Source organism: Rhizobium sp. BK212, from assembly GCF_014197475.1.
In the GTDB taxonomy this organism is placed as follows: Bacteria; Pseudomonadota; Alphaproteobacteria; order Rhizobiales; family Rhizobiaceae; genus Rhizobium; species Rhizobium anhuiense.
Window position 1 is genome coordinate 661,899 of the sequence record NZ_JACIFS010000001.1, and the last position, 24,359, is coordinate 686,257.

At 63.3% G+C, this 24,359-nt stretch carries 21 protein-coding genes; 12 read left to right on the forward strand and 9 right to left on the reverse strand.

Annotated features, from left to right (window positions below):
- Positions 1-3 precede the first annotated feature (3 nt).
- On the forward strand, positions 4-1,221 hold the full coding sequence (locus FHT79_RS03205; RefSeq protein ID WP_097622796.1) for an SfnB family sulfur acquisition oxidoreductase: 1,218 nt from the start codon (positions 4-6) through the stop codon (positions 1,219-1,221).
- Between the two features lie 81 nt (positions 1,222-1,302).
- Here FHT79_RS03205 and FHT79_RS03210 read toward each other — a convergent pair whose 3' ends face one another.
- On the reverse strand, positions 1,303-2,511 hold the full coding sequence (locus FHT79_RS03210) for an acyl-CoA dehydrogenase family protein (protein WP_132573498.1): 1,209 nt from the start codon (positions 2,509-2,511) through the stop codon (positions 1,303-1,305).
- A gap of 78 nt (positions 2,512-2,589) precedes the next feature.
- Positions 2,590-3,636, reverse strand: coding sequence for a substrate-binding domain-containing protein (locus FHT79_RS03215; RefSeq protein WP_132573500.1), 1,047 nt, complete (start codon positions 3,634-3,636; stop codon positions 2,590-2,592).
- A gap of 233 nt (positions 3,637-3,869) precedes the next feature.
- On the opposite strand from FHT79_RS03215, the gene FHT79_RS03220 reads away from it, so the two are divergent.
- The 11 genes from FHT79_RS03220 to FHT79_RS03270 all read left to right on the forward strand — a co-directional run bounded on the left by FHT79_RS03220 (position 3,870) and on the right by FHT79_RS03270 (position 16,904).
- Positions 3,870-5,354: a sugar ABC transporter ATP-binding protein gene (locus tag FHT79_RS03220; protein ID WP_132573502.1), complete on the forward strand. Its 1,485-nt coding sequence runs from the start codon at positions 3,870-3,872 to the stop codon at positions 5,352-5,354.
- Positions 5,351-6,412: an ABC transporter permease gene (locus FHT79_RS03225; RefSeq protein WP_183902963.1), complete on the forward strand. Its 1,062-nt coding sequence runs from the start codon at positions 5,351-5,353 to the stop codon at positions 6,410-6,412. Before FHT79_RS03220 ends, FHT79_RS03225 begins: the two co-directional genes overlap by 4 nt.
- A gap of 17 nt (positions 6,413-6,429) precedes the next feature.
- Positions 6,430-7,827, forward strand: a complete 1,398-nt coding sequence (locus tag FHT79_RS03230; protein WP_132573503.1) for an LLM class flavin-dependent oxidoreductase — start codon at positions 6,430-6,432, stop codon at positions 7,825-7,827.
- A gap of 123 nt (positions 7,828-7,950) precedes the next feature.
- The gene (locus FHT79_RS03235; protein ID WP_097622795.1) at positions 7,951-9,561 is read left to right on the forward strand and encodes an ABC transporter substrate-binding protein; all 1,611 of its coding nucleotides are present in this window, start codon (positions 7,951-7,953) and stop codon (positions 9,559-9,561) included.
- Positions 9,562-9,601: 40 nt separating this feature from the next.
- Positions 9,602-10,591 (forward strand): ABC transporter permease, encoded by a 990-nt coding sequence (locus tag FHT79_RS03240; protein WP_132573505.1) that lies wholly within the window; start codon positions 9,602-9,604, stop codon positions 10,589-10,591.
- Complete coding sequence (locus FHT79_RS03245) at positions 10,588-11,421, forward strand: ABC transporter permease (protein WP_097622793.1); 834 nt, start codon at positions 10,588-10,590, stop codon at positions 11,419-11,421. The genes FHT79_RS03240 and FHT79_RS03245 overlap by 4 nt, the downstream gene beginning before the upstream one ends.
- Positions 11,418-12,206, forward strand: a complete 789-nt coding sequence (locus FHT79_RS03250; RefSeq protein ID WP_097622792.1) for an ABC transporter ATP-binding protein — start codon at positions 11,418-11,420, stop codon at positions 12,204-12,206. Before FHT79_RS03245 ends, FHT79_RS03250 begins: the two co-directional genes overlap by 4 nt.
- Positions 12,203-12,985, forward strand: a complete 783-nt coding sequence (locus FHT79_RS03255; protein WP_097622791.1) for a dipeptide/oligopeptide/nickel ABC transporter ATP-binding protein — start codon at positions 12,203-12,205, stop codon at positions 12,983-12,985. Before FHT79_RS03250 ends, FHT79_RS03255 begins: the two co-directional genes overlap by 4 nt.
- An 11-nt stretch (positions 12,986-12,996) precedes the next feature.
- Positions 12,997-14,091, forward strand: coding sequence for an aminotransferase class V-fold PLP-dependent enzyme (locus tag FHT79_RS03260; protein ID WP_097630948.1), 1,095 nt, complete (start codon positions 12,997-12,999; stop codon positions 14,089-14,091).
- A 165-nt stretch (positions 14,092-14,256) separates the two neighbouring features.
- Positions 14,257-15,120, forward strand: coding sequence for a glycerophosphodiester phosphodiesterase family protein (locus FHT79_RS03265; RefSeq protein WP_179867839.1), 864 nt, complete (start codon positions 14,257-14,259; stop codon positions 15,118-15,120).
- 128 nt (positions 15,121-15,248) lie between these two features.
- Positions 15,249-16,904 (forward strand): tetratricopeptide repeat-containing diguanylate cyclase, encoded by a 1,656-nt coding sequence (locus FHT79_RS03270; RefSeq protein WP_132573507.1) that lies wholly within the window; start codon positions 15,249-15,251, stop codon positions 16,902-16,904.
- Positions 16,905-16,981: 77 nt separating this feature from the next.
- On the opposite strand, the gene FHT79_RS03275 is transcribed toward FHT79_RS03270, so the two are convergent.
- From FHT79_RS03275 to FHT79_RS03305, 7 genes are read right to left on the reverse strand one after another with little or no spacing between them, the layout of a single operon-like run.
- On the reverse strand, positions 16,982-17,791 hold the full coding sequence (locus tag FHT79_RS03275) for an inositol monophosphatase family protein (RefSeq protein ID WP_132573509.1): 810 nt from the start codon (positions 17,789-17,791) through the stop codon (positions 16,982-16,984).
- A complete protein-coding gene (locus FHT79_RS03280) occupies positions 17,791-18,795 on the reverse strand; it encodes a LacI family DNA-binding transcriptional regulator (RefSeq protein WP_047613100.1) in 1,005 nt (334 codons plus the stop codon). Before FHT79_RS03280 ends, FHT79_RS03275 begins: the two co-directional genes overlap by 1 nt.
- Complete coding sequence (locus tag FHT79_RS03285) at positions 18,779-19,558, reverse strand: glycerophosphodiester phosphodiesterase (RefSeq protein ID WP_132573511.1); 780 nt, start codon at positions 19,556-19,558, stop codon at positions 18,779-18,781. Before FHT79_RS03285 ends, FHT79_RS03280 begins: the two co-directional genes overlap by 17 nt.
- Complete coding sequence (locus FHT79_RS03290; RefSeq protein WP_097544030.1) at positions 19,558-20,613, reverse strand: ABC transporter ATP-binding protein; 1,056 nt, start codon at positions 20,611-20,613, stop codon at positions 19,558-19,560. Before FHT79_RS03290 ends, FHT79_RS03285 begins: the two co-directional genes overlap by 1 nt.
- Positions 20,613-21,455, reverse strand: coding sequence for a carbohydrate ABC transporter permease (locus tag FHT79_RS03295; RefSeq protein WP_097544031.1), 843 nt, complete (start codon positions 21,453-21,455; stop codon positions 20,613-20,615). Before FHT79_RS03295 ends, FHT79_RS03290 begins: the two co-directional genes overlap by 1 nt.
- 2 nt (positions 21,456-21,457) lie before the next feature.
- Positions 21,458-22,759 carry a sugar ABC transporter permease gene (locus FHT79_RS03300; protein ID WP_097544032.1) on the reverse strand — a complete coding sequence of 434 codons (1,302 nt, stop codon included), beginning with the start codon at positions 22,757-22,759 and terminating at the stop codon, positions 21,458-21,460.
- A 58-nt stretch (positions 22,760-22,817) separates the two neighbouring features.
- Positions 22,818-24,164, reverse strand: coding sequence for an extracellular solute-binding protein (locus tag FHT79_RS03305; RefSeq protein ID WP_132573513.1), 1,347 nt, complete (start codon positions 24,162-24,164; stop codon positions 22,818-22,820).
- Between the last annotated feature and the right edge of the window lie 195 nt (positions 24,165-24,359).

The following is a 24,359-nucleotide window of genomic DNA, read 5'->3' on the forward strand; positions in this document are numbered from 1 at the left end:
TCGATGAACACAGTGCTGAGGTCAACAGATCAGATCCGGCCCGTGGCCGCCCGTATCGGCAGCGACGAGGAAGCGATCGCCACCGCCCGCAGACTGGCGGCGCAATTTGCCGCGCGCGCCGCCGAGCGCGATGCCGACCGGATCCTGCCGTTTACCGAACTCGATCTTCTCGCCCAGTCCGGTCTGCTCGCGATCACCGTGCCTGCGCAATATGGCGGGCTCGACGTCTCCAACGCCGTGCTTGCCGAGATCACTGCGATCCTGTCGGAGGCGGATGGTTCGATCGGCCAGATCCCGCAGAACCATTTCTATATTCTTGAGGCGCTTAGAACCGATGGCGGTGAGGAGCAGCAGCGCTATTTCTTCGGCCGTGTGCTGGCCGGCGATCGTTTCGGCAATGCGCTTTCCGAGCGCGGCACCAAGACGGTCGGCCATTACAACACGCGCATCACCCGCGATGGTCCGGGCTACCGGATCAACGGCCGCAAATTCTATTCGACCGGCGTTCTCTTCGCCGACTGGGTCACCGTTTTCGCGCTCGATCCGGAGGATCGTCTGACCATGGCCTTCGTGCCGAAGGGCACCGAAGGCGTCGAGATCGTCGACGACTGGGACGGCTTCGGCCAGCGCACCACCGGCAGCGGCACGACGATCCTCGACAATGTCTATGTCAGCGCCGATTCCGTGGTCTTCCATCACAAGGGTTTCGAGCGGCCGACGACGATCGGTTCCGTCGGCCAGATCATCCATGCCGGTGTCGATCTCGGGATCGCGCGGGCGGCCTTTGCCGAAACGCTTGATTTCGTCAGGACGAAATCCCGCCCGTGGATGGATAGCGGCCTCGATCGCGCTTCCGACGACCCGCTGACGATCGCCAAGGTCGGCCAGATCGCCATCCGGCTGGAAGCCGCAACCGCTCTTGTCGAGCGCGCTGGCCACAAGGTCGATGCCGCGCAGGTCGAGACGACCGAGGAAAAGGTGGTTGAGGCCACACTTGCGGTTGCCGCCGCCAAGGTGCTGACAACAGAGGTGGCGATCGAGGCGGCGAATACGCTCTTCGAGCTTGCCGGAACCTCGTCGGTACAAACAGGTCTCAATCTCGACCGCCATTGGCGCAATGCCCGCACCCATACGCTGCACGATCCCGTGCGCTGGAAATACCATGTCGTCGGCAACTACCATCTGAACGGCGTGACGCCGCCGAAGAACGGTGCGCTCTGAAGCCTTCGTCGCTTTCAAACTAAAACCCCACCGCCGCTGCCGCCAGTGGGGTTTTTCATTGTCGATGAAGCCGTGGCCGCCTCAGCTATAGAGGCTGACCTCCGGTATCCGGTCGTTCAGCACGAATTCACCGACTTCTTTCGCCTTGTAGAAGACCGGGTCGTGCAGCGTGTGGGTACGGACATTGCGCCAGAACCGGTCGAAACGGTATTTGTCTGCCGTCGAGCGGGCGCCGGTCAGCTCGAAGACGCGCGAGGTGATGTCGAGCGCGACATGGGTGGCGTGCACCTTGGCGGTATAAGCTTCCGCCGCCGCCTCGCCGCGCTCGCGCGCCGTCACGTCGCTGCCACGGGCAAGACCCGCCTGCACGGCTGACGCCGCATGGTCGGCAAGGGCTGCCGAGGCCTTCAGCGCCGCGGTGAATTCGCCGACGCGTTCGAGGATATAGGGATCGTCGGCCGCCCGCTCGACGCCTGACGTGATCCACGGCCGGGTGGTGGTTCTGACGTAATCGACGGCCGCCTGCAGCGCGCCTTCGGCGGTGCCGAGATAAAAGTTGACGAAGACCAGCTGGATGAACGGCGTGTTGAAGGTCGACAATACAGGCGGCGCTGCGTCGGGGGCAGCCGGCGCACCGACGAAATCCTCCTCGTAGACCGGGAAGTCGCGGAACTCGACGCTGCCGCTGTCGGACAGGCGCTGGCCGATATTGTCCCAGTCGTCATTGGCGACATAGCCGGGGCGATTGGTCGGCACGGCGAAGCCGGCGATCTTGTCGTCGAGCGTGGCATTGGCGTTGATGTAGTCGGAGACCCGTGCCGCCGTGGAGAAGGATTTGCGTCCGTTCAGCACATAGCCGTTGCCACGACGAGTCAGCACCAGCCCGGGATCGCGCGGATTGACCGCCGCACCCCAATAGAGGTTCCTGGCGACGGTATCGCTGCCCAGCGCATGGGCACGGGCGGCATCGAGGGCCCAATAGATATACTGGCTGTTGACATAGTGGTAGCCGAGCAGCTGACCGATCGAGCTTTCGCCGCGGGCGAGAATGCGCACCAGCCTCAGTCCATCGACCCAGTCGAGGCCGCCGCCACCGATTTGGGTGGGATGCAACGCATTGAGCAGCCCGGCATTCTTCAATTTGACGATCTCGGCGAGCGGCGGACGGCCTTCACGGTCGAGGTCTGCGGCGCGCCGGGAAAGGTCGGCAGAGATCTCCTCGGCACGGGCAAAGAGGTCTTCTCGCGTCGGATTGCGGTTCACCGCGAAGACGACATTGGACTGGCTCATGGGCGGGACTCCAATTCTCCAAAAAGATGATCCGGCGGGAGCGTCAAGCTCCCGCCGGAAGGATCGAGGGTGACCTCCTCAGAAAAGCTTGTCCGGAATCCAGCTCGCGGTTGCCGCATCGCTCGTGCTGAAGGCCGGGACCTTCGCAGCCAGTTCCTCGATCGTCTTGACGCCGGCCGCCCGCAGGCTCTCCTGCGTCAGAAGCGTCGGCTTCACGGTAATCTGATGGGGAACCGTCTGACCGGCGATCTCGAGTGCAGCGGCACGGATGGAGACGGCGCCGACGACGGCCGGATTGGTCGCGACGGTCGCAACCCAGGGGCTGCCTTCCTCGGTGATTTCCTGGATATCGGCGGTCGAGACGTCGGCCGAATAGATCTTCAGCTTAGCTGAAATGCCGAGATCGTTGGCGGCGAGCTTCACACCGCGGGCGAATTCATCATAGGGGGCAAAAACGACCGATATATCGGGATTGGCGGTGAGCGCGGCCTTCGCCTGGTCGGCGGTCGAGGTCGCCGTCGTGTCGCTGACATTGCCGAAACGGGCCTTTTCGACCACGCCCTTATTCTCCGACTTGAACTTGTCCCAGACCTCATTGCGGCGGTCGAGCGGCGCAAAACCCGCGACATAGACATAACCGGCGTTGAAGTCTTTGCCGTTGTCCTTCACCACCTGTTCGAGCGCCAGCGAGGCGAGCTCGTGATCGCTCTGTTCCACCTGCGGGATGTTGGGGTTGTTGAGGTTGACGTCGAAGGCCACGACCTTGATGCCCTTGTCGAGCGCCTGCTGCACGACGTCGCCGAGCGATTCCGGAAGGCCGTGGTCGATGACGATGCCGGAGACGCCGAGATTGATCGCCTGCAGGATCTGCTCGCGCTGCTCGGCGGCGTCCTGCCGGCCGGGGAAGACGCGCAGGTCGATATCCAGCGCCTTGGCCTGGGCTTCCGCACCGGCCTGGTAGGCCTGGAAGAAATCGCCGGCCGAGATGTAGCTGATCAAAGCCACCTTGACCCCGCCCTTATCAAAGGGGGCCGGAGCGCCGGACAGGCCGTCGGCTTTTGCGCCTTGAATGAAAATGAACGGAATGACGGCGGCAGACAGTGCGAGCCGTGCGAGGGATTTCATCGTCGCGTTCCTTCTAGCAATCGGAAGCGTCGTCTGACGGGTTCGGAGCCCCGCGACGCATCGGATTATTTAGATATAATCTCTATGTTTTTAGTAGAGTAAATGATCCGATTTTCCGGGCTGGGGGAGATTCTTTGTTTCCCGAGGACAGTTTGTGAGGGAAAGGCGTGCCTGGAGTTCGACCACCCGGACGGGGCACACTCCTGATACAAATGCAGTCCCGGACATGATCGATGCCGCTTCTTCACATTGAAAACATCACCCGCAGTTTCGGGTCGACGCGGGCACTTGCCGGTGCTGATCTGTCGATGGAGCGCGGTGAGATCGTGGCGCTGATGGGTGCCAACGGTGCGGGCAAATCGACGCTGGTAAAGATCCTCTCCGGCGTCCTTCCGGCCGATGGCGGCACGGTCAGTTTCGATGGCCGCCCCTTTGCGCCGCGCAGCCCGGCCGACGCGGCAAAGGCCGGCGTCGTCACGGTGCATCAATCGACTGATCTCGTCGGCGCGGCTGGCCTGAGCGTTGCCGATGCCCTGCTGCTCAACCGGTTCGCCGATCGCAGCACACCCTTCTTCGTCTCGCGCGCCGGCATCCGCCGCGCCGCGCAGGCAATGCTCGATGCCGCCGGCATCAGCCTGCCGCTCGATCGTGATTTCGGCGACCTCGGCAGCGCCGACCGGCAACTGGTGGCGATCGCCCGGGCGCTTGCCAACCGCGCCGATCTGCTCATCCTCGACGAGCCGACGGCGAGCCTTTCCGGAGAGGAAAGCCGCCGCCTCTTCGATATTCTTCTCAGCCTGCGCAAGCGCGGCCTGGCGATCCTTTATATCTCGCACCGCACCGCCGATCTCGAAGCCATCGCCGACCGTGCGCTCGTCATGCGCGGCGGTCGCGTCGTCGGCACCTTCTCGCGGCCGATCGATTTTTCGAGCGCCATCGAGACGATGATCGGCCGCCGACTGGATGCGGCCCGGCCGGATGCGCGGCCTGCGACCGGTCCGGCGATTTTCGAGATGCGCGACATCAGCCTGCTCCCCGAAGCTGAGCCCTTCGATCTGTCCTTGCATGAGGGCGAGGTGGTGGCGATTACCGGCGTGCTCGGCGCCGGCAAGAGCCGGTTGCTCCAGGCGATCTTCGGCGTGACGGCGCTTGAGCGCGGCGCGATGTTCCTCGACGGCCGGCCTTACCGGCCGAAAAGCCCGGCCGAAGCGATCGCCGCCGGTGTGGCGATGGCGGCCGAAGACCGGCACCGTTCATCGCTGATGCCGCCGGCGTGGCCCGGCCATTCGCTGTCGGCGACGATCAGCCTGCCGCATCTTGGCAAATGGTATCCGCGCGGTTTCCTGGTCGGTGGCCGTGAACGACGCGAGGCCGAGCAGGCGATCGTCCGTCTCGGCATCAAGGCCGCCGGTCCCCTCGCCTCGATCTGGTCGCTCTCCGGCGGCAACCAGCAGAAGGCGGTGATCGCCCGCTGGGAGGCTGAACCGAGCCGGCTGCTACTGCTCGACGAACCCTTCCAGGGTGTCGACGTCGGCGCCCGTCATGACATCATCCGGGCAATCCGCGCCCGCACCGACCGGGCGACGCTGATCGCGACCTCCGACCCGGAGGAGGCCTATGAAGTGGCCGACCGCATCCTCGTCATCGACCGCCACGTGTTGAGGCCCGCGGCACACGGGGCCGCTTTTGCCTCCGTAATCCAGGGAATATCCGCATGACGACGATCGACGACGACACTCTTCCGCAGGCAAGCGCCCGGCCGAAGGCATCACCGCAAGCCGATAATGGTCGTCTTGCCGCCTTCGGGGCGTTCCTCCGGGCGGGTGCGGTGTTCATCCTGCTTACGGCTCTCGTCATCGGCTTCACCATCGCCGAGCCCGCCTTCATCAATATCGCCAATCTGATGAGTATTCTGCAGGCAGTGTCCGTCGTCGCCATTCTCGGCGCCGGCGTCACCGTGACGCTGGCCGTCGGCGGTTTCGACCTGTCGATCGGCGCGGTCTCCGCATCGAGCGTGATGGCGGCGAGTTATGCGATGATCGTCTGGCATCTCGATGCCTATGTGACGGTACCGCTGGTGCTCGCCTTCGGCGCCCTGATCGGTCTCGTCAACGCCTTCCTGATCGTGCGCCTGAAGGTGCCGGATCTCCTGGCGACGCTGGCGATGATGTTCCTGCTTTCCGGTCTGCAACTGATCCCGACCGCCGGCCGGTCGATTTCGGCGGGCCTCACCCTGCCCGACGGTTCGAAGGCGACCGGCGCCTACGACCCGGCCTTTCTTCTGATCGGCCGCTACAGCATCCTCGGCACCCTGCCGGTTGCCGTGGTACTGATGGCGGTGGTCGCCGTCGCGCTTTTCATTCTCACCGAACGCACCCGCATCGGCCGGCTGCTGTTTGCGACCGGTGGCAACGAGGTCGCGACCCGGCTTGCCGGCGCGTCCACAGTCCGGCTGAAGACGCTCGCCTATGTGATTTCGGGCACGCTGGCGGCGCTGGGCGGCATCGTCATCGCCGCCCGCGTCGGGCGTGGCGATGTCTCCTCCGGCGGCTCGTTGCTGATGGATTCCGTCGCCGCCGCGCTGATCGGTTTTGCCGTCCTCAATCTGCGCCGCCCGAACGTGCTCGGCACCATTGCCGGCGCCGTCTTCGTCGGGGTGCTGCTGAACGGTCTCACCATGCTGAACGCCCCTTATTACACCCAGGATTTCGTCAAGGGCGCCGTGCTCGTCGGAGCCTTAGCGCTGACCTACGGCCTTGGCCGCAGCAATCCCTAATTCCAAGGAAGAAAGACATGACCCGCGAAATCAGGCTCAACGCCTTCGACATGAATTGCGTCGGACACCAGTCGCCGGGGCTCTGGCGCCATCCGCGCGACAAGTCCTGGACCTACAAGGATCTCGACTACTGGGTGCATCTGGCCAAGACGCTGGAACGCGGCAAGTTCGACGGGCTGTTCATCGCCGACGTGCTCGGCGTCTATGATGTGCTGAACGGCAATGTCGATGCCGCCCTTCGCCATTCGGCGCAGGTGCCGGTCAACGACCCGTTGCAGCTCATCCCGACTATGGCCTACGCGACCGAACATCTCGGCTTCGGCCTGACGGCGTCGCTCTCCTTCGAGCATCCCTACACCTTCGCCCGCCGCATCTCGACGCTCGACCACCTGACCAAGGGGCGCGTCGGCTGGAATATCGTCACCTCCTACCTCAACAGCGGCGCGCTCAATATCGGCCAGCCGGCGCAGACGAAGCACGATGACCGCTACGATCTTGCCGAGGAATATCTGGAAGTCTGCTACAAGCTCTGGGAGGGAAGCTGGGAGGATGGCGCTGTCGTGCGCGACCGCGAAACCGGCATCTTCACCCATCCGGACAAGGTCCACCCGATCCGCCATTCCGGCAGGCATTTCAACGTGCCCGGCATTCACTTGAGCGAACCCTCGCCACAGCGCACACCGGTGCTCTACCAGGCCGGCGCCTCCAGCCGCGGCAAGGATTTCGCCGGCGCCCATGCCGAATGCATCTTCGTCGCTTCACCGTCGAAGGCGGTGCTGAAGCGCTATGTCGCCAATGTCCGCGAGGCGGCCGAACGCGTCGGCCGCAACCCGCGCGAAATCCTTGCTTTCAACCTGCAGACCGTGATCCTCGGTGAAACGGATGCGGAGGCACAGCGGAAATTCAACGAATACCGCAAATATGCCTCCTTCGAGGGCGCGCTAACGCTAATCTCCGGCTGGACCGGCATCGATTTCGGCCAGTTCGGGCCGGACGAAGTGTTGCGGCACCGCCATACCAATGCGGTGCAATCGGCTGTCGAGACCTTCACCACCATCGATCCCACCAAGGAATGGACGGTGCGCGAAATGGCCGATTGGGTCGGCGTCGGCGGTTTCGGCCCGGTCTTCGTCGGCTCGCCGCAGACGGTTGCCGATCTGATGCAGGAATGGGTCGAGGACACCGATGTCGACGGCTTCAACCTCGCCTATGCCGTGACACCCGAGAGTTTCGAGGATGCCGTCGATCTGCTGGTGCCGGAACTGCAAAAGCGCCGCGTCTACAAGACCGACTATGCCAAGGGAACGCTGCGGGAAAAACTCGGGGGAGCGGGGCCGCGGCTCGTTGCGCCGCATCCCGGGGCTGCCTATCGCAATCTCTTCGGCGAGCCCACCCGCGTCGCCGCCAGTGGCTGAGTGAATAATGGCGGGGTGACAAAAAATGTCTCGCGGTGTCCGAGGTTTAGAATTTAACCTCTATGACAATCGGCGTTTCACCCTGAATATGGGCGCTTGAAATTCGATCGATCAGGAGGGGTCATGACCGTACCATCTATCTCGCGGCGCACACTGATGAAGGGCACCGCCCTGCTCCTCGCTTCGACGACGCTCGCTCGCCAGGCGCTGGCGCAGGCGGCGCCTGCCGGTGGCCGGCTGATCGTTGCGGCCGATTCCGAACCGAAGAACCTCAATCCGGCGATCGTCGCCTCCAACGGCGTCTTCTTCGTTGCGAGCAAGGTGATCGAGCCGCTTGCCGAAGCCTCGTTCGACGGCAAGGACGGGCTTGCGCCGCGTCTCGCCACCTCCTGGGAGGGGTCGGCCGACGGCCTCTCCGTCACCTTCAAGCTGCGCGACGGCGTGACCTGGCACGACGGCAAGCCGTTCACCTCGGTCGATGTCGCCTTCTCGGCGCTCAACATCTGGAAGCCGCTGCAGAATCTCGGCCGCCTGGTCTTCGCCAATCTCGAAGCCGTCGATACGCCCGATGACTACACCGCCATCTTCCGCTTCTCCAAGCCGACGCCGTTCCAGCTCATCCGCAACGCCCTGCCTGTCGTCACCAGCGTCGTCGCCAAACACATCTTCGACGGTACCGATATTGCCACCAATCCGGCTAACACCACGCTTGTCGGTACCGGGCCGTTCAAGTTCGCCGAACACAAATCCGGCGAATATTACCGGCTGGTGCGCAATGAGAGTTACTGGGACAAGGAGCAGCCGAAACTCGACGAGATCGTCTTCCGCGTGCTGCCCGATCGCGAGGCTGCGGGTGCCGCACTCGAGGCTGACGAAATCCAGCTTGCCGCCTTTTCGGCGGTGCCGCTTGCCGATCTCGACCGCATCTCCAAGGTCGAGGGCATCAAGGTGATCTCCAAAGGCTACGAGGCTTTGACCTACCAGCTCGTCGTCGAGATCAATCACCGCCGCAAGGAACTGGCCGATCTCCGGGTCCGTCAGGCGATCGCCCAGGCGATCGACAAGAAATTCGTGGTCGACACCATCTTCCTCGGTTACGCCGCCGCTGCGACCGGCCCGGTGCCGAAGAATGCGCCGGAATTCTATACATCCGATGTCGCGACCTATGCGTTCGACCCCGCCGCCGCCAACGATATTCTCGACAAGGCGGGTTACAAACAAGGGCCTGATGGTAACCGTTTCTCGCTGAAGCTGCGCCCCGCACCCTATTTCAACGAGACCCGCCAGTTCGGCGATTACCTTCGCCAAGCGCTCGCCGTCATCGGCATCGATGCCGAGATCGTTAATGCCGATGCGGCCGCGCACCAGAAGGCTGTTTATACCGATCACGACTTCGACCTTGCCGTCGGCCCGCCGGTCTTCCGCGGCGATCCGGCGATCTCCACCACGATTCTCGTTCAGTCCGGGACGCCAGCCGGCGTGCCCTTCTCCAACCAGGGCGGCTACGTCAATCCGGAGCTCGACAAGATCATCAAACAGGCCTCCGAGACGGTCGACACGGCGGCGCGCACGGATCTCTACCGCAAGTTTCAGCAGCTCGTCGTCGCCGATCTGCCGCTGATCAACGTGGTGGAATGGGGGTTCATCACCGTCGCGCGCGACACCGTGCTCAATGTTGCGGACAATCCGCGCTGGGCGGTCTCGAACTGGGGCGATACCGCGCTGCAATCGTGATAGGATCGGCAGCAATTCTCTTCCAGAGGCCCTGTCCGGCGTGAAACGAGCCATCATCCTCCTGAGGCGCAGGGCAATCAGCAGCATTCCGGTGCTGCTGATCGTGGTGATCTTCACCTTTTTCCTGCTCGAATCCGCCTCGGGCGATGCCGTCGACGCCTATCTCGGTTCGATCGGCGGCGGCGATGCCGCACTGAGGCAGTCGCTGCGCGAGAGCTACGGCCTCGACCAGTCGATGTTTGCGCGCCTCTGGCTCTACCTTTCCTCGCTGGCGCGGTTCGATCTCGGCTGGTCGGTCGCCTTCAACCGGCCAGTCGGCGTGCTCATCACAGAGCGCCTGCCCAATACGCTGCTGCTGATGGGCAGCGCGACGGCACTCTCCTTTGGTATCGGCTCGGCGCTCGGCATCCTTGCCGGGGCGCGGCCGGGTAGCGTGCGAGATCGGATGCTGTCGATCGGCTCACTGATCGTCTATGCCATTCCGAGTTTCTGGCTCGGCCTGGTTCTCAGTATCGTTTTCTCGGTGAAGCTGCGTTGGTTTCCGATCGCCGGCGTGGAAACAATCGCTTCCGGCAAGACGGGATTTGCCCGCGCGCTCGACATTGCTGATCATTTGGTTCTGCCGGTGGGCGCGCTCGCGCTGATCTATCTCGCCTTGTTCCTGCGGGTGATGCGCAGCGGTATGGCCGAGGCCTGGAAGCTCGATTTCGTGCTCTTCGCCCGCGCCAAGGGCCTGTCGCGCAGCCGTATCGTGCTGCGTCACGTGGCGCGCAATGCGCTGCTGCCGCTCGTCACCATGCTCGGGCTGCAATCGGCGGCCATGCTCGGCGGCAGCGTGGTGATCGAGAGTGTCTTTGCGATCCCCGGTTTCGGCCGGCTGGCGCAGGAGGCGGTCAACGGCCGCGACGCGCCGCTGTTGATGGGCATCGTCGTCACCAGTGCCGTCCTCGTCATATCGGTCAATTTCCTCGTCGATCTCGTCTATGCCGCGCTCGATCCGCGCATCGGCGCATCGGAGGGCGGCGTATGAACTGGCTGCGGCGCCTGCTGCGCACACCGGAAGGTGCGGCCGGACTGGCGATCCTTCTCATCCTCCTTTTGGCCGGGCTGCTCGCTCCCGTCGTTTCGCCGGGCGATCCGCTGAGGATCGCCGGCCGCGCGTTGCTGGCGCCGTTCACCGATCCGGCTTTTCCGCTCGGCACCGACCGTCTCGGTCGCGACGTCCTGGCGGGGCTGCTCTATGGCGCGCGGACGTCGCTTGCCGTCGGCCTGGCGGCGGCGTTTTCAGCCATGGTGCTGGGGCTCTGTGTCGGCATGGTAGCCGGTTTTGCCGGCGGGCTCATTGACGAGGCGCTGATGCGGGTGGTCGACGCCTTCCAGATCGTGCCGGCTTTTCTCCTCGCCCTTGCCTTCGTCAGCACCATCGGGGTGTCGACGCCCATTATCGTCCTTGCCATCGCACTCGGGACGTGGGCCGATCCGGCACGGCTGACGCGAGCGCAGGTGCTTGCGATCCGCGAGCAGGATTATGTCGCCTCGGCAAGGGTGATCGGCATGCATCCGGCCGAAATCGCCTTTCGGGAAATCCTGCCGAACGCGCTGCCGCCGGTGCTGGCGCTTTCCGCCACCATCGTCGCCGGTGCTGTTCTCACCGAGGCAGCGCTGTCCTTCCTTGGCCTCGGCAATCCCAATATCGCCACCTGGGGTTCGATGATTGCCGAGGGCCGCAGCGTACTGCGTTCGGCATCCTATCTCTCGATCATACCGGGCGCTGCCCTCGCCGTGACCGTGCTCGGCGTCCATCTCTTTAGCGAGGGTCTCGGCCAGGCGCTCGGCGATAATGACGTGGGGGCGGCATGAGCGGTATTTTCTGCAGCCTGCGACAGCTTTCGGTCACCTATGGGCGCGGTGTCGCGGCCGCGCTCGACGGTATCGATCTCGATATCGTCGCCGGCGAAAGACTGGCAATCATCGGCGAAAGCGGCTCCGGCAAGAGCACACTCGCCCGCGCGCTAGCCGGCCTGCTGCCGGAGGGTGCGAGGGTCGGCGGCGAGATGCTCTGGCCCGGACTAGGCCATGCGCCCCGCCCGGGACGCGATTTCGGTGTCGTCTTCCAGGATCCCGGCTCCAGTCTCAATCCCGTGCTGACGATCGGAGAGCAGGTCGCCGAGGGCGCCAGGCGCCATCTCGGTCTCAGCTGGAAACAAGCCTATGTCAGAGCTGAGGAATTGCTCGGACGGGTGCGGATACCGCAGCCTGAAAAGACCATGCGGGCCTTTCCGCATCAGCTTTCCGGCGGCCAGCGCCAGCGCGTGGCGATCGCCGCAGCCATCGCTGCGAGGCCTGCGCTGCTGATCGCCGACGAGGCGACCAGCGCGCTCGACGTGGTCGTCCAGGCCGAGATTGTCCGTCTGCTCGACGGGTTGGTGCGCGAGGACGGCATGACGCTGCTGTTCATCACCCACGACATCGCGCTTGCCTCCGGTTTCGTCGACCGCATCGCCGTCTTCCGCAATGCGAGGCTGGTCGAGGCTGGCCCCGTCCGTTCCGTGCTTTCGGCGCCGAAAAGCGACTACACCGCCGCCCTGATCGCCAGCCATCGCGACCTCGCGACGCCGCCGCTGATCACGGAGGTGCAGCCATGAACGATGTGCTGCTTTCCGTCGAAAACCTGTCGAAAGGGTTTTCTTCCGGCGCGCGCCAAGTTGCCGCCCTCGACAATGTGTCGCTGACGATCGCGCCTGGGGAAACGCTCGGTCTCGTCGGGGCCTCCGGCAGTGGGAAATCGACGCTGTCGCGCATCCTGCTGCGGCTTCTCAGCGCCGATGCCGGGTCGATCCGCTTCGAGGGGGTGGATTGGCTTGCCCTGAACGGTGCGTCGTTGCGCCGCCGGCGGGCGCGCATGCAGATTGTGTTCCAGGACCCGCTCGCAGTCTTCAATCCGCTGGCGAGCGTTGGCGCCGTGCTCGACGATCCGCTTCGCATCCACGGCGTCGTCGCGAAAGACCGGCGCCCCGGCGAGATCGCCATGCTTCTCGAGCGTGTCGGCCTGCCCGCCGACTATGCCGGCCGGCCGGTCCGCGCGCTGTCCGGTGGCCAGCGGCAGCGCGTGGCGATCGCCCGGGCGATTGCGGCACGGCCCTCGCTGCTGGTGCTGGACGAAGCCGTATCGGCCCTCGACGTCACCGTGCGCGGCAGGATCCTGGAACTTCTGGTCGATCTGCAGAAAGAACAGGGCATTGCCTGTCTGTTCATTTCACACGATCTTGCCGTGGTCCGCGCCGTTTCCCACCGCATCGCCGTCATGGATGGCGGGCGGATCGTCGAGACCGGTCCGGCCGCGGCGCTCGTTGCCGCGCCGCAATCCGATGCCGCTCGCGCGCTCGTTGCCGCCGTGCCCCGTCTCGCGACCGATCCCTGCTGAAGGAAGTATCCATGTCCGATCTTGGTTGGAATCCCCTGCATGGCGTACCCTCCTATCCCGCGGAACGCTACGCAGCCCTTGCCGACAGGATCGGCCGCCTATTGCGCAGCCGTGGCGACATATTGCTTGTGCAGGCAGAGGCAGTGGTGGCGCTGGAGGCGGCAGCGGTCAGCCTTGCGCGCCCCGGCCTTGCCGCACTCAACATCGTCACCAGCCTCTATGGCGGTTGGTTCGGGCAATGGCTGCGGCGGGGCGGTGCAACGGTTGCCGATATCGTCGCCGAACCAGGCCTGCCGATCGAGATCGATGCCGTCGCCAAAGCACTCGACGCCGGTTCTCGCATCGATGTGCTCGCTCTGGTTCATGCCGAATCCGCCAGCGGCATTCTCAATCCCCTGCCCGAGATACTGGCGCTTGCGCGTGATCACGGCATCGTCACCGTCGTCGATGCGGTCGCCTCGGTCGGCGGTCACGAATTCGATGTCGACGATCTCGGCATCGACATCGCGGTGATCGGCCCGCAGAAGGCACTCGGCGGTCCGGCTGGTGTCTCCGCGCTCTCGGTCAGCCGCCGTGCCTGGGATTTCATTCTCCGAGATGGCGCACCGCGCGATTCGATCTTGTCTTTGGCGGACATGAAGAGCTGGGTCGATAGCGGCCGGTTCGGCCTGCCGGGAACGCCGGCGCCGCTGGAATTCTTCGCGCTGGAAACGTCGCTCGACCGCATCGAAGCCGAAGGCCTGGAGAATGTGGTCGCCCGCCATGCGCTTGCCGCATCGGCAACACGGGCGGGGCTTGCGGCACTCGGAACTCCGGTCTGGGTGCCGGCAGCAAAGGCGTCGAACCTGGTGACGGCGGTGCCGGTGCCGGAGGCGCTGGCACCTGCCGTGCTGATCACTGCCGCCGGACGACTGGGGGTCGAGCTGACCGAAGGTGTCGGAACCGCGCCGGCCCGTCTCGTGCGGCTGAACCACACAGGTCCGCGCGCCACATTCCAGACGGTGCTGTCGAATGTCGTGGCCTATGGCGCGGCCCTCAGGCAGGCCGGTCATCTCGCGGATATATCAGCCGCTTCGGAGGCGATTTCGTCGGCCTATAGCCGCTGAGAGATGTTCCCGGAACCGGGACGGCATGTCGATGACCACAAGGCCGCCGCCCGGCTTACGCTTGGCCCGGCAAAAACCCTCCGGCATCCCGATAAAGCCGTATTCAGTCCTTGATAATCGTCGCTCGCCAAGGCAGGAGAGAGGCATCGTGGAGACTTGGTGCAGATGACGAGATTGCTGGATGCGCAGGGCCTGGAGATTTCGCATGAGGGGCACCGCACCCGCCTGAAATGGCATAGGTTGCGCAAACGGTTTGCCGATCCGCTGTTCTCAGCCGAGGTTATGGCGGAAGGATTTGCCGCCGGCGCTTCGATGGAGCTCGATCTGCGCGTGCGCGCCGATAGCGGTTTCGTCGTGCTGCACGACGAGGACCTCGAAGGCGAAACGACCGGGCATGGACCGATCGCCGAAAAAAGCCTTGGTGACCTCGGCGATATCAGGATGCAGGAGGGCGACCGGCCGCTGATCCTCAGCGAAGATCTCGCTGCCATGCTGCAATCCGCCCATCCGGCCGCGCTGCTGCAATTCGACATGAAGGACGACTACGAGGCGATCGGCGCCAGGGGCATTGAGCATCTTGCCGCGCATTTCCGCCATATCGCCGCCTCGGTGATCGTTAGCGGCGGCAGTCTCGATCTCATCGTCGCGGTCAAGGAGAAGCTTCCGCATCTGCTGCGCGGGATCGACCCCACCGACAAGCTCTACGATATCAGCAAGGCTCGCGGCTGGAAGGCTGTCGAGGCGGAATTGCGCGCCGACCTGCGCGGCCCGACCGAACCGGACACGATTTATTTGCAGTGGTCACTGATCCTGGACGCCGCCAGGGACGGTCTCGACATGATCGCGCTCTGCCAGGATCAAGGCAAACGCGTCGATGCCTGGACCTTCACCCTGAAGGATCCGGAGGCTGGTTTCAGCGAAGAGGAATGGTTGAATTTCTCGGCGCTGATGGCCCTGAAGCCGGATCAGATCACCACCGACGAGGCACCGGCGACCGAACGCGCCTGGCGCCGCCGCATGGCAGTCTAACGACAAGCATCGGAGTATCATTTCGAAAGGTGTGAGCCGCTGTCGGGACTCTATTTCTCGGCCTGTCGCATGTTTTGCGTAATTTGCATCATTTTAAACTTCTGATGCTATCCATATCCAGCAGACAAATGTTGGTGTTCGATATGCAAGTTGTTGATACTAAAGCAATTGCGCAACAAGCAAATTCCAGCTTGCAGGAAGCGTGGCATCTTGGGTGCACAGGCCGCTCCGTCGAGGCACTCACACTGGCCGGCCAGATCCTTGCGGATGCCACGGCGCGGGGCGACGATCGGCTCGCAGCTCAATGCGACACCGACATTGGCTGGTACTGTTTTCAGATCGGCAAGGCCGAACTTGGCCTGACGCATGTCCGCCGGGCGGTAGACTTCTGGAAAACGAACGGGGAGCCCAGGCAGGAAGCCTATGCCCGGGCCTATTTCGGATGGCTGCTGCTGGAATTGGGCCTGCCGGAGGAAGCGATCGAAGAAGCCACGCACGCGTTGGATCTGGCCGACAAGACAGCAGACCCGAAAGCGCAAAGCCTGGCCACCAACGTCATTGGAATTATCTTCTGGTACAACAAGCAGCCCGACCGGGCCATCCTGATGAGCGAGAGGTCTGTCGAACTCGCCAGATCGATCGGCGACAAGACCTATGAATGCTGGTGGCTCATCAATCTCGGCGGCGCTCATTCGGAAGCCGGATATATCGCGCAGGCGCTCGATCAGCCGGAGCAAGGCCACCAGATGCTGGTGAGAGCGCTGGAACTGACCGAACAGGCGCTCGACATCGCAACCGAGACTGGCGATCGCTGGGCTGCCCGCATCTGTCTCGGCAACAAAGCCGAGTTCCACAGCCACCTGGGCGAGCATGACAAGGCGCTCCAGTGCATGGTCCGCTACCGGCTGTTGCAGGAGAACAGCTATGTCAGGGACAGGCAGCAATATCTCTACACCTTGGGCCAGATCTACAACAATTCCGGCAAATTCGCGGAAGCTCTAGCGCCGCTGCTCGAGGCGGTGGAGCTGATAGACGATGGCGGCAGTTTCGATTCCTATATCCAGATCTATCTTCATCTGTCGCAAGCCTATGAGGGGCTGGGACAGTTCGATCCGGCGCTGGCGGCCCATAAAAAATATCACCAAGCCTATTTGCGCAATAGCGCCGAGAGAACCCAGCAGCGCGCCCGCCTTGCCGAAATCTACTATGAAACCAAGCGGTTCAAGGAAGTTGCCGAAACGGAGACGAAGCGCGCAGAAACGCTGGAGGCCTCCTATCAGAAGCTGCAGGAGCAAACCGATATCCTTGCCAGTGCCGTCTATGTGGACCCGCTGACCGGCCTCTATAACCGCAAATATCTTGACAGCCGTTTCAAAGAGCTGACGTCCGAGAAGCGCCCATATTCCATCGCTATGCTGGATGTCGATCACTTCAAGTCGGTCAACGACAACTTCTCTCACATGATCGGCGACCAGGTCCTCAGTGCCATTGGCGCCATATTGCGCGGCCAACTGCGCATTACCGATCAGGCAATTCGCTTTGGCGGCGAGGAATTCGTCGTCCTGCTCGCCGGCGCTCCCCGGGGCGCCGCCGATGTCTGCGAGCGGCTGCGTTTGGCCGTTGAACAGTGGGCCTGGTCCGAGATCTGCAACGGGTTGCACATTACGATCAGCATCGGTGTCGCCGGCACCCTGTCTGCCACTTCTCCGAACGAGATCCTGGCGATCGCCGATCAGAATCTCTATGCGGCGAAAAAGAGCGGCCGCAATCGCGTTGTTTCGTAACCGGCGTTTCCGCAGCTTTCGGGTCAACGTCGCAGTTACGCCAAATCGGGCGGGTCGCCTCTTTGAGAATGGTCTATTTATAGCCCTTCAATGTCGAGGATGAAGGCGAATTCGCCGGCAAGCCCCGGCGCGTGGGCTATGACAGGCCCGCCTTGCGCAAGCAGCCTGTCGACCGGCGGCATCGCCACCACAGCGCCGGCCTCTTCGGCGATCAGCGCGCCGGCGAGCATGTCCCAGGCATTGAGGTGGCGTTCGTAATAGAGATCGGCAGCGCCCTCGGCGACGCGGACGAGGTCGATCGCGGCCGCGCCCATGCGGCGATAATCCATGCCGCGTTCGTGGAGCCGCCGCGAAAGCGCGAGATGGTCTTCAAAGCTCGTCTTGCGGGAATGGCCGAGAATGACGAGCGCATTGGCCGGATCGACGGTCGCAGCCGCATGCACCGGAAGCCCGTCCTTGAAGGCGCCACCGCCGCGCACGGCATGAACGACCTTGTCGGCGGCGGCGTCATAGACCACGCCGATCTCAACCTTTCCCGATGCGACGAAGGCGATCGAGACGCCCCAGTGCCGGAAACCCCTGATATAGTTGGTGGTGCCGTCGATCGGATCGACGACCCAGGTGCCGCCCTCGCCCGATCGTCCGCCGCTCTCTTCGCCCATGAATGTATCGTCCGGAAAGCGCGACAACAGCCCGTCGCGGATTGCCTGCTCGGCCTTTCTGTCGGCGATGGTGACGAAATCCTGCAATCCCTTGTTCTCGACGGCGAGGCTACCGGGGACGGAGTCCCACCGAAAGCGGGCCGTTTCCCGTCCGACCTCGAGGGCAACTGACATGGCGACCTCCGCCCGTGCGCGGATGGCGGCGGCATCGAATGCGGAATTCATCAGGCAGTCCTTCTTCTGATCAATGTCACCGGCGTGAATTCGACACGCGCCGTCAGGTCCGGCTCGGCCATCCGGCTCATCAGCAGGTCGACCGTCTTTTCGGCCTGGACGTCGCAGGGCTGGCGGATGGTCGTGAGATCGTAAGCGGTCCAGCTCGCTTGCGGAATGTCGTCATGGCCGATGATGCGGAGCGGCGGCGCGTCATCGCGGCCGCGGCCCTGCATGACGCGGTCGATCACGCCGCAGGCCATGTAGTCGTTGGCGCAGAACAGTCCGTCGATGCCGGATGCGGCAAGTTCGGCTGCCGCATCATAACCGCTCCGGTAGTTGTTGATCCTTACCTGCAGGAATTGCGCCTCGACGCCGAGCTGCCTGCAACGCGCGATGAAGGCCTCGCTGCGCCGCCGCGCCGTATAGGATACGGCAGGTGCGGCCATCACGGCGGGCTTTCGCACGCCGCTGTCGATCAGCTGGGTGGCGGCGAGATGGCCGGCCATCCGGTCGTCGGAAATGATGCGGTCGACGAAGGGGATGTCGTTGCCCTTGTTGATCAGCACGATCGGCACGCCTTCGGCCGCGCACTGCTCGCAGATTTCGGTCGGCGGTGCGTCCGAAGTGACGATGACGCCTGACACGGCGTAATGCAGCAGCTGGCCGATGACCGTCGAAGTATCGGCCTCCGGCGAGGTCGGCAGCAGGATGGGACGGAAATTACGGGCGAGCAGCACTCTTGCGAGATTCTCGATCTGTAGCGTGCGGAACGGGTTGTCGAGGCCGGCAGCGACGACGCCGACGAGATCGGAGCGTTTGTTGGTCAGGCTTCGGGCAAGATAGTTCACCCGGTAGCCGAGTTCCTTGGCCGCCTGGTAGACCTTCTCGCGCGTCTTCGGCGAGACGCTGGCATCCGGCGTGAAGGCGCGCGACACGGCGGCGCGCGAGACGCCGGCCACACGCGCCACATCGAAGGAGGTTACCTTGCGCGGTCCCTTATCCCTGTCTGCCAACTGCTTTTTCCTTAACCGCAGGCGACCGCATCAGATCGGGCAGATCCGTGCAGATGCCGAGAACGGGAAGCTTCATGATGTCGTCGAGAATGGCCGGTCGCTCCTCGTGCCAGAGCACGATCTCGCGGCCCGCCTCGAAGGCGCGGTTCATCAGCGCCTCGGTGACCAGATCCTGCGGACGCTCGCCTGCCCTCTCCCAACAGAGATGCAGGATATCGGCGCCGGCCTCGTCGCCGAGTACATGCGGATCGTGGCCGACGCGGATCAGCACCGAGAGAGGAAAATCGCAGGCCGCGTCACGGAGTTCGCGCACCTGCGCCGTGTCGAAGGAGCCGAGACAGGCGAAACGCTGGTTCATCTCGGCAAGATGCCGCCAGCAGCGCATGCCGGTCCCAGGCGCTTTCAGCTCGACATAGAGACCGGTCCCGGTCTCGCGGCCGAGGGCGGCGACCTCCGAAAAACTCGGCACATCGACACCGTCGAGCCCGGCAAGCTCCGCTGCCGTCATTTCGGAAATGCGGCGGTCGATGCCGAAGACGCGCTCGAGATGGTCGTCATGCGAGACGACGACCACGCCGTCGCTGGTCAGCTGCGTGTCGAGCTCCCACATCTCAGCGCCGAGTTCGGCGGCGCGGCGAAAAGCGGCCAACGTGTTCTCGGGTTCATGGCCGCTGGCGCCACGATGGCCGATGCAAAAGGGAAGCCGGCCCTTGGTCGCTGGCCAGCCGTAACGCTCGAAAAATCCCGAAAAATCGCGGGTCATCAGAGCCTCCTGCCATTTTCATCGAAGACGAATATGCCGCGGCTGTCGATTGCCCACCGGACGTCGTCGCCGACATGGATATCGCTGCGCACCGGCTGGATCGAACGCAGCAGCGGCCCGCCGGCAAGAGCCACGTCGTAGAGATTCTCGCGGCCTTGCGTTTCGGCGAAGGTGATCTTGCCGGGCACGGGGATGTCGCCCGCCGGCGTGAAATGCTCCGGCCGGACGCCGAGCATCAGCTTCGTGCCCTCGGCGGCGCCGATGGTATCGGGCAGCGGCACGCGGATCTCGCTTTCCGGGATCGTAAAGGCGCCCTTGTCGACGACGCCGCGCAGGAAGGTGATCGGCGGGTTGCCGAGAAAGCCGGCGACGAAGGCGGTCTTCGGATCGTTGTACATTTGGGCCGGCGTGGCGATCTGAACGATCTCGCCTTCCTTCATGATGGCGATGCGGTCGCACATGCTCATCGCCTCCACCTGGTCATGGGTGACGAGAATGGCGGTGATGCCGGTCTCGCGCTGCAGGCGGCGGATTTCCGAGCGCATTTCGAGGCGCAGCTTGGCGTCGAGATTGGCGAGCGGTTCGTCGAGCAGCAGTACATCAGGCTTGCGGATCAGCGCGCGGGCGAGCGCCACGCGCTGCTGCTGGCCGCCGGAAAGCTGGGCCGGCCGGCGCCCCATCAGGTTGCCGATCTGCACGAGGGCTGCGATCTGGTCGACCTCCTTTCGGATTTCGGCGGCGGACACGCCCTTCACCTTCAGGGGAAAGCCGATGTTTTCGGCAACCGTCATGTGTGGGTAGAGCGCATAGGATTGGAAGACGACGCCGACATTGCGGGCCTGGCTCGGCAGATCGGTGACGTCGCGGTCACCGAAGAGGATGCGTCCGCCGGTCGGCCGGTGAATGCCGCAGACCGCAAAAAGCGTCGTCGATTTGCCGCAGCCGGAAGGCCCGAGCAGCGCCAGCATCTCGCCGTCGCCGACTTCGAGCCGCATGTTCTCGATGACCTTGGTGGAGCCGAAGCTCTTCGAAAAATTGTCGAGGAGGATGCGCATCAGCCTTTGCTCCCGCCGCCGTAGATGTTCATGAGATATTTGTTGAAGAGTGCATAGGCGATCAGAACCGGGAGGAAGTAGAAGATGCCGACCGCTTTGAACATGTTGAAATCGTAATTATTGTCGTCGACGAGGAAGCCGGCGAGATAGACCGACAGCACCTGCACCTGATTGCCAGGCGCCAGCACCTGCGGCAGGATGAATTCACCCCAGCCAGAGAGGAAGGAGAACAAGCCGAGCGCCATGATGCCGGGCTTGACTTGCGGCAGCACAAGGCTGCGCCAGACGCGGAAACGCGAGGCGCCGTCGACGACACCGGCCATCTCGATTTCCCACGGCACGGTGTCGTAGAAGCCTTTCATCAGCCAGATGCCGAGCGGCAGGTCGATCGCCGCCTTTACCAGGATGACGCCGATCAGCGAATTGTAGAGGCCGATCATCTGCAGCACGATGAAGATGGCGATGATCAGCGTCACCGAGGGGAAGGCATGCAGCACCATGACGCCGGCAAGGAAGAAGCCGCGCGCCGGGACGTTCAGCCGCGATAGCACATAGCCCGCCATCGACGAGACGATGAGCACGACGCTGGTGGTGCAGGCTGCAAAGAGCAGCGTATTCACCGTCACTTGCCAGATGTTCGCCTTGCCCGCCGTCGTCTGCCACAGGAAACGCCAGTGCTCGAGCGTCAAGGCGGAGGGCAGCAAGGCATCCGGCTGCCTTACCGTCACGGTGTCGAGGAAGAGATAGGCATACATCAGGAGCAGCGGCAGGCTGACGATTGTCAGTGCCGATATGACGGGCCAGCTGCGGTAATTTGCCGAAGGCTGCGATTGTTCGGCCATGGTCAATCCTCGATCAGGGGCTTGGCGACAAGCGTGCCGTAGTTGAAGACTCGCAGATAGAGGAGCGACAGCACCACGCCGATGACGACGAGCACCAGCGCCATGGCGGCACCCAGCCCATATTCGAGATTGCCGGCATAATTCCTGAGCGCGGTGTGATAGGCGGCGAGCGCCCAGACCTCGGTCGAGTTGCCCGGTCCGCCATTGGTGGCAAGCAGGATTTCATTGAAGGAGGCGAGCAGCGACAGCGTCTGATAGCAGGTGACGAAGAGGATCGGCCAGCGCATCTGCGGCAGAATGATGTAGCGGATCTGCTGCCAGCGTGAGGCGCCGTCGACCTCGCTCGCATAGAACTGGCTCTTCGGAATGGCTTTCATCGCCGAGGAGAAGACCAGCATGCCCATCGAGGCGCCGATGAAGCCGTTGATCAGCACAACGAAGATCCAGGCATTATAGGCGTTGTCGAGCAGGTAGTTCTTCGGGGGATAGCCGAACTTGCCCATCAGGATGGAAATGAAGCCGGTATCCCAGGCAAGCCATTTCCACAGCATCACATAGATGACGACGGGGGTGATGCGTGGCAGGAGCCAGATGCCGCGGAAGATTGAGGCTGGCGTCGGCGGCATGTAATGCGTCCAGATCGCCAGTAGCAGCGCATAGCCGACATTGAAAAGCGTCAGCACCAGCGCGACATAGAGCACGGTATTCAAGAGCACGCGCGCCATGTCGGGTGAAGTGACCAGGCGCGAGAAATTGTCGGTCGTCCAGATCCAGCCGGTATAGGTGGCCGTCGCGACGGTTTCCTTCTGTTCCGGGGTCAGCTTGAAACCCAGAGAATCCAGCGCCGAAAAGAGCTGCCCCTTGCTATCGAAGCGAGTGTTGAGGACGGAGCGGTTGAACTGTTCGGAGATCTGCTTGACTTCGCGCGTCGAAGGCCGCTCGGCGAGATCCTTGAGCATGCGCTCGACGTCCCGGCGCGCTGGAAAGACCTCGCCCATATGTTTGGCACGCAATTCCGCCGCGATCCCAGGCGCAAGTCCGAGGCCCTCGACGGCCTTGAGGCCAGCTTCGTCGACCGTGTAACGCGGTTCGGCCATCTCGGCGGCGATGTCGGGCAGCGCCGATTTCAGCGCGATCAGGGAATTGGGCGCGATCTGGTAGACACCGCCTGATATGCCGGTCGCCGTCGTCATGCTGGTCATCGAGAAGACTGCCGTCAGAACGACCGGCATCAGGAAGAACAGGACGATCATGATCGCCGCAGGCGCGATCATCACCAGTCCGAGCGTTCTGGACGATTTCATGGAAGCCCCTCATCGCGAACCGACCGGGCGGCGGGTGCCGCCGCCCCGAGCTTCGATCTTAGCGGATGACGATCTTGTCGCCGAGCGTGCTCTTCAGCTCGCTCTCGGCATCACCAATGGCGGCGTCGACGGTCTTGGCGCCGGTCCAGGATGCTTCGAGGTTCTTCCACATGATGTTCCAATATTTGCCGAAATCGGAATTGTTCGGCATGGCATTGGCATGCGGCAGCAGGCGCTCGGTGGCTTCGCGGGTCCAGCGGTCGGCCGAGTAGAAATCGACTTGCGATTCCGCCTCGGAAATGCCGAGATGGGCCGATTTGACCGCATGCAGCGCGTTGATGCGCGGCTCGGAGGCGATCGTGATCAGCTGGGCGGCGATATCGGTGTCTTCCTTGTCGTGACCCGCTGTCAGCAGGTAGACGAGCGGGTGAGTCAGCGTGTTGGCCTTTCCGCCTTCGCCGGCCGGGATCAGCGTGAAGATCACGTTGCCGAAGAAATCCTTGAGACCTTCCTGGTTGACAAGGCGGGCATAGTGCCAGGTGCCGCCGTCCCAGATGCCGGCCTTGCCGGTGGCGACTTCCTTCCACCACTGGTCGCCCGGCATGCCGATGTGGTTCTTCTTGGTGACGCCTGATTTAACGGCATCGGCGAAGAACTGGTAGGTGCGGGTCATTGCCGCCTTGTCGAAAACGAGCTTGCCGCCTTCTTCCATCGTGCCGCCGAAGCTGGTGTAGAACTGCCAGTAGTCGGGCCCGTTGCTGGCGCGCGGATAGAAACCGTAGCCGGCCTGGACCAGGCCTTTGTCCTGCATCTTCTTGGCGTCTTCGAGCAGGTTCTTCATGGTGTACTTGCCGGCCTGGACGCTCTGCGGCAACGCATCCAGATCGGCGTCGCTGTAGCCGATCGCCTTCATGTAAGGCTTCCAGAAGAACATCGGCCGAGACTCGGCATCCTGCGGAATGCCGTAGACGGTGCCGTTGTAGGAGGCTATCTGCAGCAGATTTTCATAGATGCCGTTGAGCGGCCAGGAGTCGAGATCGACGTAATCCTCGATCGGAACGATAAGGCCGGCCTGCGACCAGGGCGCGATGTCTTCATGGCCGCTGACGACGATGTTCGGCGCGGTCTTGGCTTCCGCGGCAAGGGTCAGCGCCTGCTTGAAGTCCTCCCAGGCGGAGTAGGATTTCTTGTCGACGGTGATCTTCAGGTCTTCGCCCTTGAGGGCGGCCTGGCGCTGCAACTGCTGGGCCGCGATCTCGATGGCGTCGAGGCGATAGACGTCGTTCGGGCCGGTACCGCCGGCCCAGACGCTGATGGTAACGTCCTTGGCAAAGGCGAAAGCGGAGGTCGAGGCCAGAATGGTGGCCGCGATCGTGAGGGATTTCAAGCTCGGCAGAATAGTCATCTTCTTCGTCTCCCTAGAAGAGCAGTGTGAAGCCTCTTGACGGGTCAGCACTGCTGATGATGGCCGCTCCGAAACCCCACGAAAACGTGACAATGTCCGCTTTATGGACTGAACGTAACGGCCGAATGACAAAATTGAGCACGTGTGCAAATTTATTATGACGATGTCCGGACGACTTGCAAGCGGCGGTTTTCG

Bases quoted from the DNA above. Each gene is read 5' to 3' on its own strand.
- FHT79_RS03295 (WP_097544031.1), bottom strand. From the start codon at position 21,455: ATGGCCGAACAATCGCAGCCTTCGGCAAATTACCGCAGCTGGCCCGTC.
- FHT79_RS03270 (WP_132573507.1), top strand. From the start codon at position 15,249: ATGTTGGTGTTCGATATGCAAGTTGTTGATACTAAAGCAATTGCGCAA.
- FHT79_RS03215 (WP_132573500.1), bottom strand. From the start codon at position 3,636: ATGAAATCCCTCGCACGGCTCGCACTGTCTGCCGCCGTCATTCCGTTC.
- FHT79_RS03220 (WP_132573502.1), top strand. From the start codon at position 3,870: ATGCCGCTTCTTCACATTGAAAACATCACCCGCAGTTTCGGGTCGACG.
- FHT79_RS03265 (WP_179867839.1), top strand. From the start codon at position 14,257: ATGACGAGATTGCTGGATGCGCAGGGCCTGGAGATTTCGCATGAGGGG.
- FHT79_RS03205 (WP_097622796.1), top strand. From the start codon at position 4: ATGAACACAGTGCTGAGGTCAACAGATCAGATCCGGCCCGTGGCCGCC.
- FHT79_RS03275 (WP_132573509.1), bottom strand. From the start codon at position 17,791: ATGAATTCCGCATTCGATGCCGCCGCCATCCGCGCACGGGCGGAGGTC.
- FHT79_RS03305 (WP_132573513.1), bottom strand. From the start codon at position 24,164: ATGACTATTCTGCCGAGCTTGAAATCCCTCACGATCGCGGCCACCATT.
- FHT79_RS03250 (WP_097622792.1), top strand. From the start codon at position 11,418: ATGAGCGGTATTTTCTGCAGCCTGCGACAGCTTTCGGTCACCTATGGG.
- FHT79_RS03210 (WP_132573498.1), bottom strand. From the start codon at position 2,511: ATGAGCCAGTCCAATGTCGTCTTCGCGGTGAACCGCAATCCGACGCGA.
- FHT79_RS03225 (WP_183902963.1), top strand. From the start codon at position 5,351: ATGACGACGATCGACGACGACACTCTTCCGCAGGCAAGCGCCCGGCCG.
- FHT79_RS03285 (WP_132573511.1), bottom strand. From the start codon at position 19,558: ATGACCCGCGATTTTTCGGGATTTTTCGAGCGTTACGGCTGGCCAGCG.
- FHT79_RS03255 (WP_097622791.1), top strand. From the start codon at position 12,203: ATGAACGATGTGCTGCTTTCCGTCGAAAACCTGTCGAAAGGGTTTTCT.
- FHT79_RS03260 (WP_097630948.1), top strand. From the start codon at position 12,997: ATGTCCGATCTTGGTTGGAATCCCCTGCATGGCGTACCCTCCTATCCC.
- FHT79_RS03245 (WP_097622793.1), top strand. From the start codon at position 10,588: ATGAACTGGCTGCGGCGCCTGCTGCGCACACCGGAAGGTGCGGCCGGA.
- FHT79_RS03235 (WP_097622795.1), top strand. From the start codon at position 7,951: ATGACCGTACCATCTATCTCGCGGCGCACACTGATGAAGGGCACCGCC.
- FHT79_RS03300 (WP_097544032.1), bottom strand. From the start codon at position 22,759: ATGAAATCGTCCAGAACGCTCGGACTGGTGATGATCGCGCCTGCGGCG.
- FHT79_RS03230 (WP_132573503.1), top strand. From the start codon at position 6,430: ATGACCCGCGAAATCAGGCTCAACGCCTTCGACATGAATTGCGTCGGA.
- FHT79_RS03290 (WP_097544030.1), bottom strand. From the start codon at position 20,613: ATGCGCATCCTCCTCGACAATTTTTCGAAGAGCTTCGGCTCCACCAAG.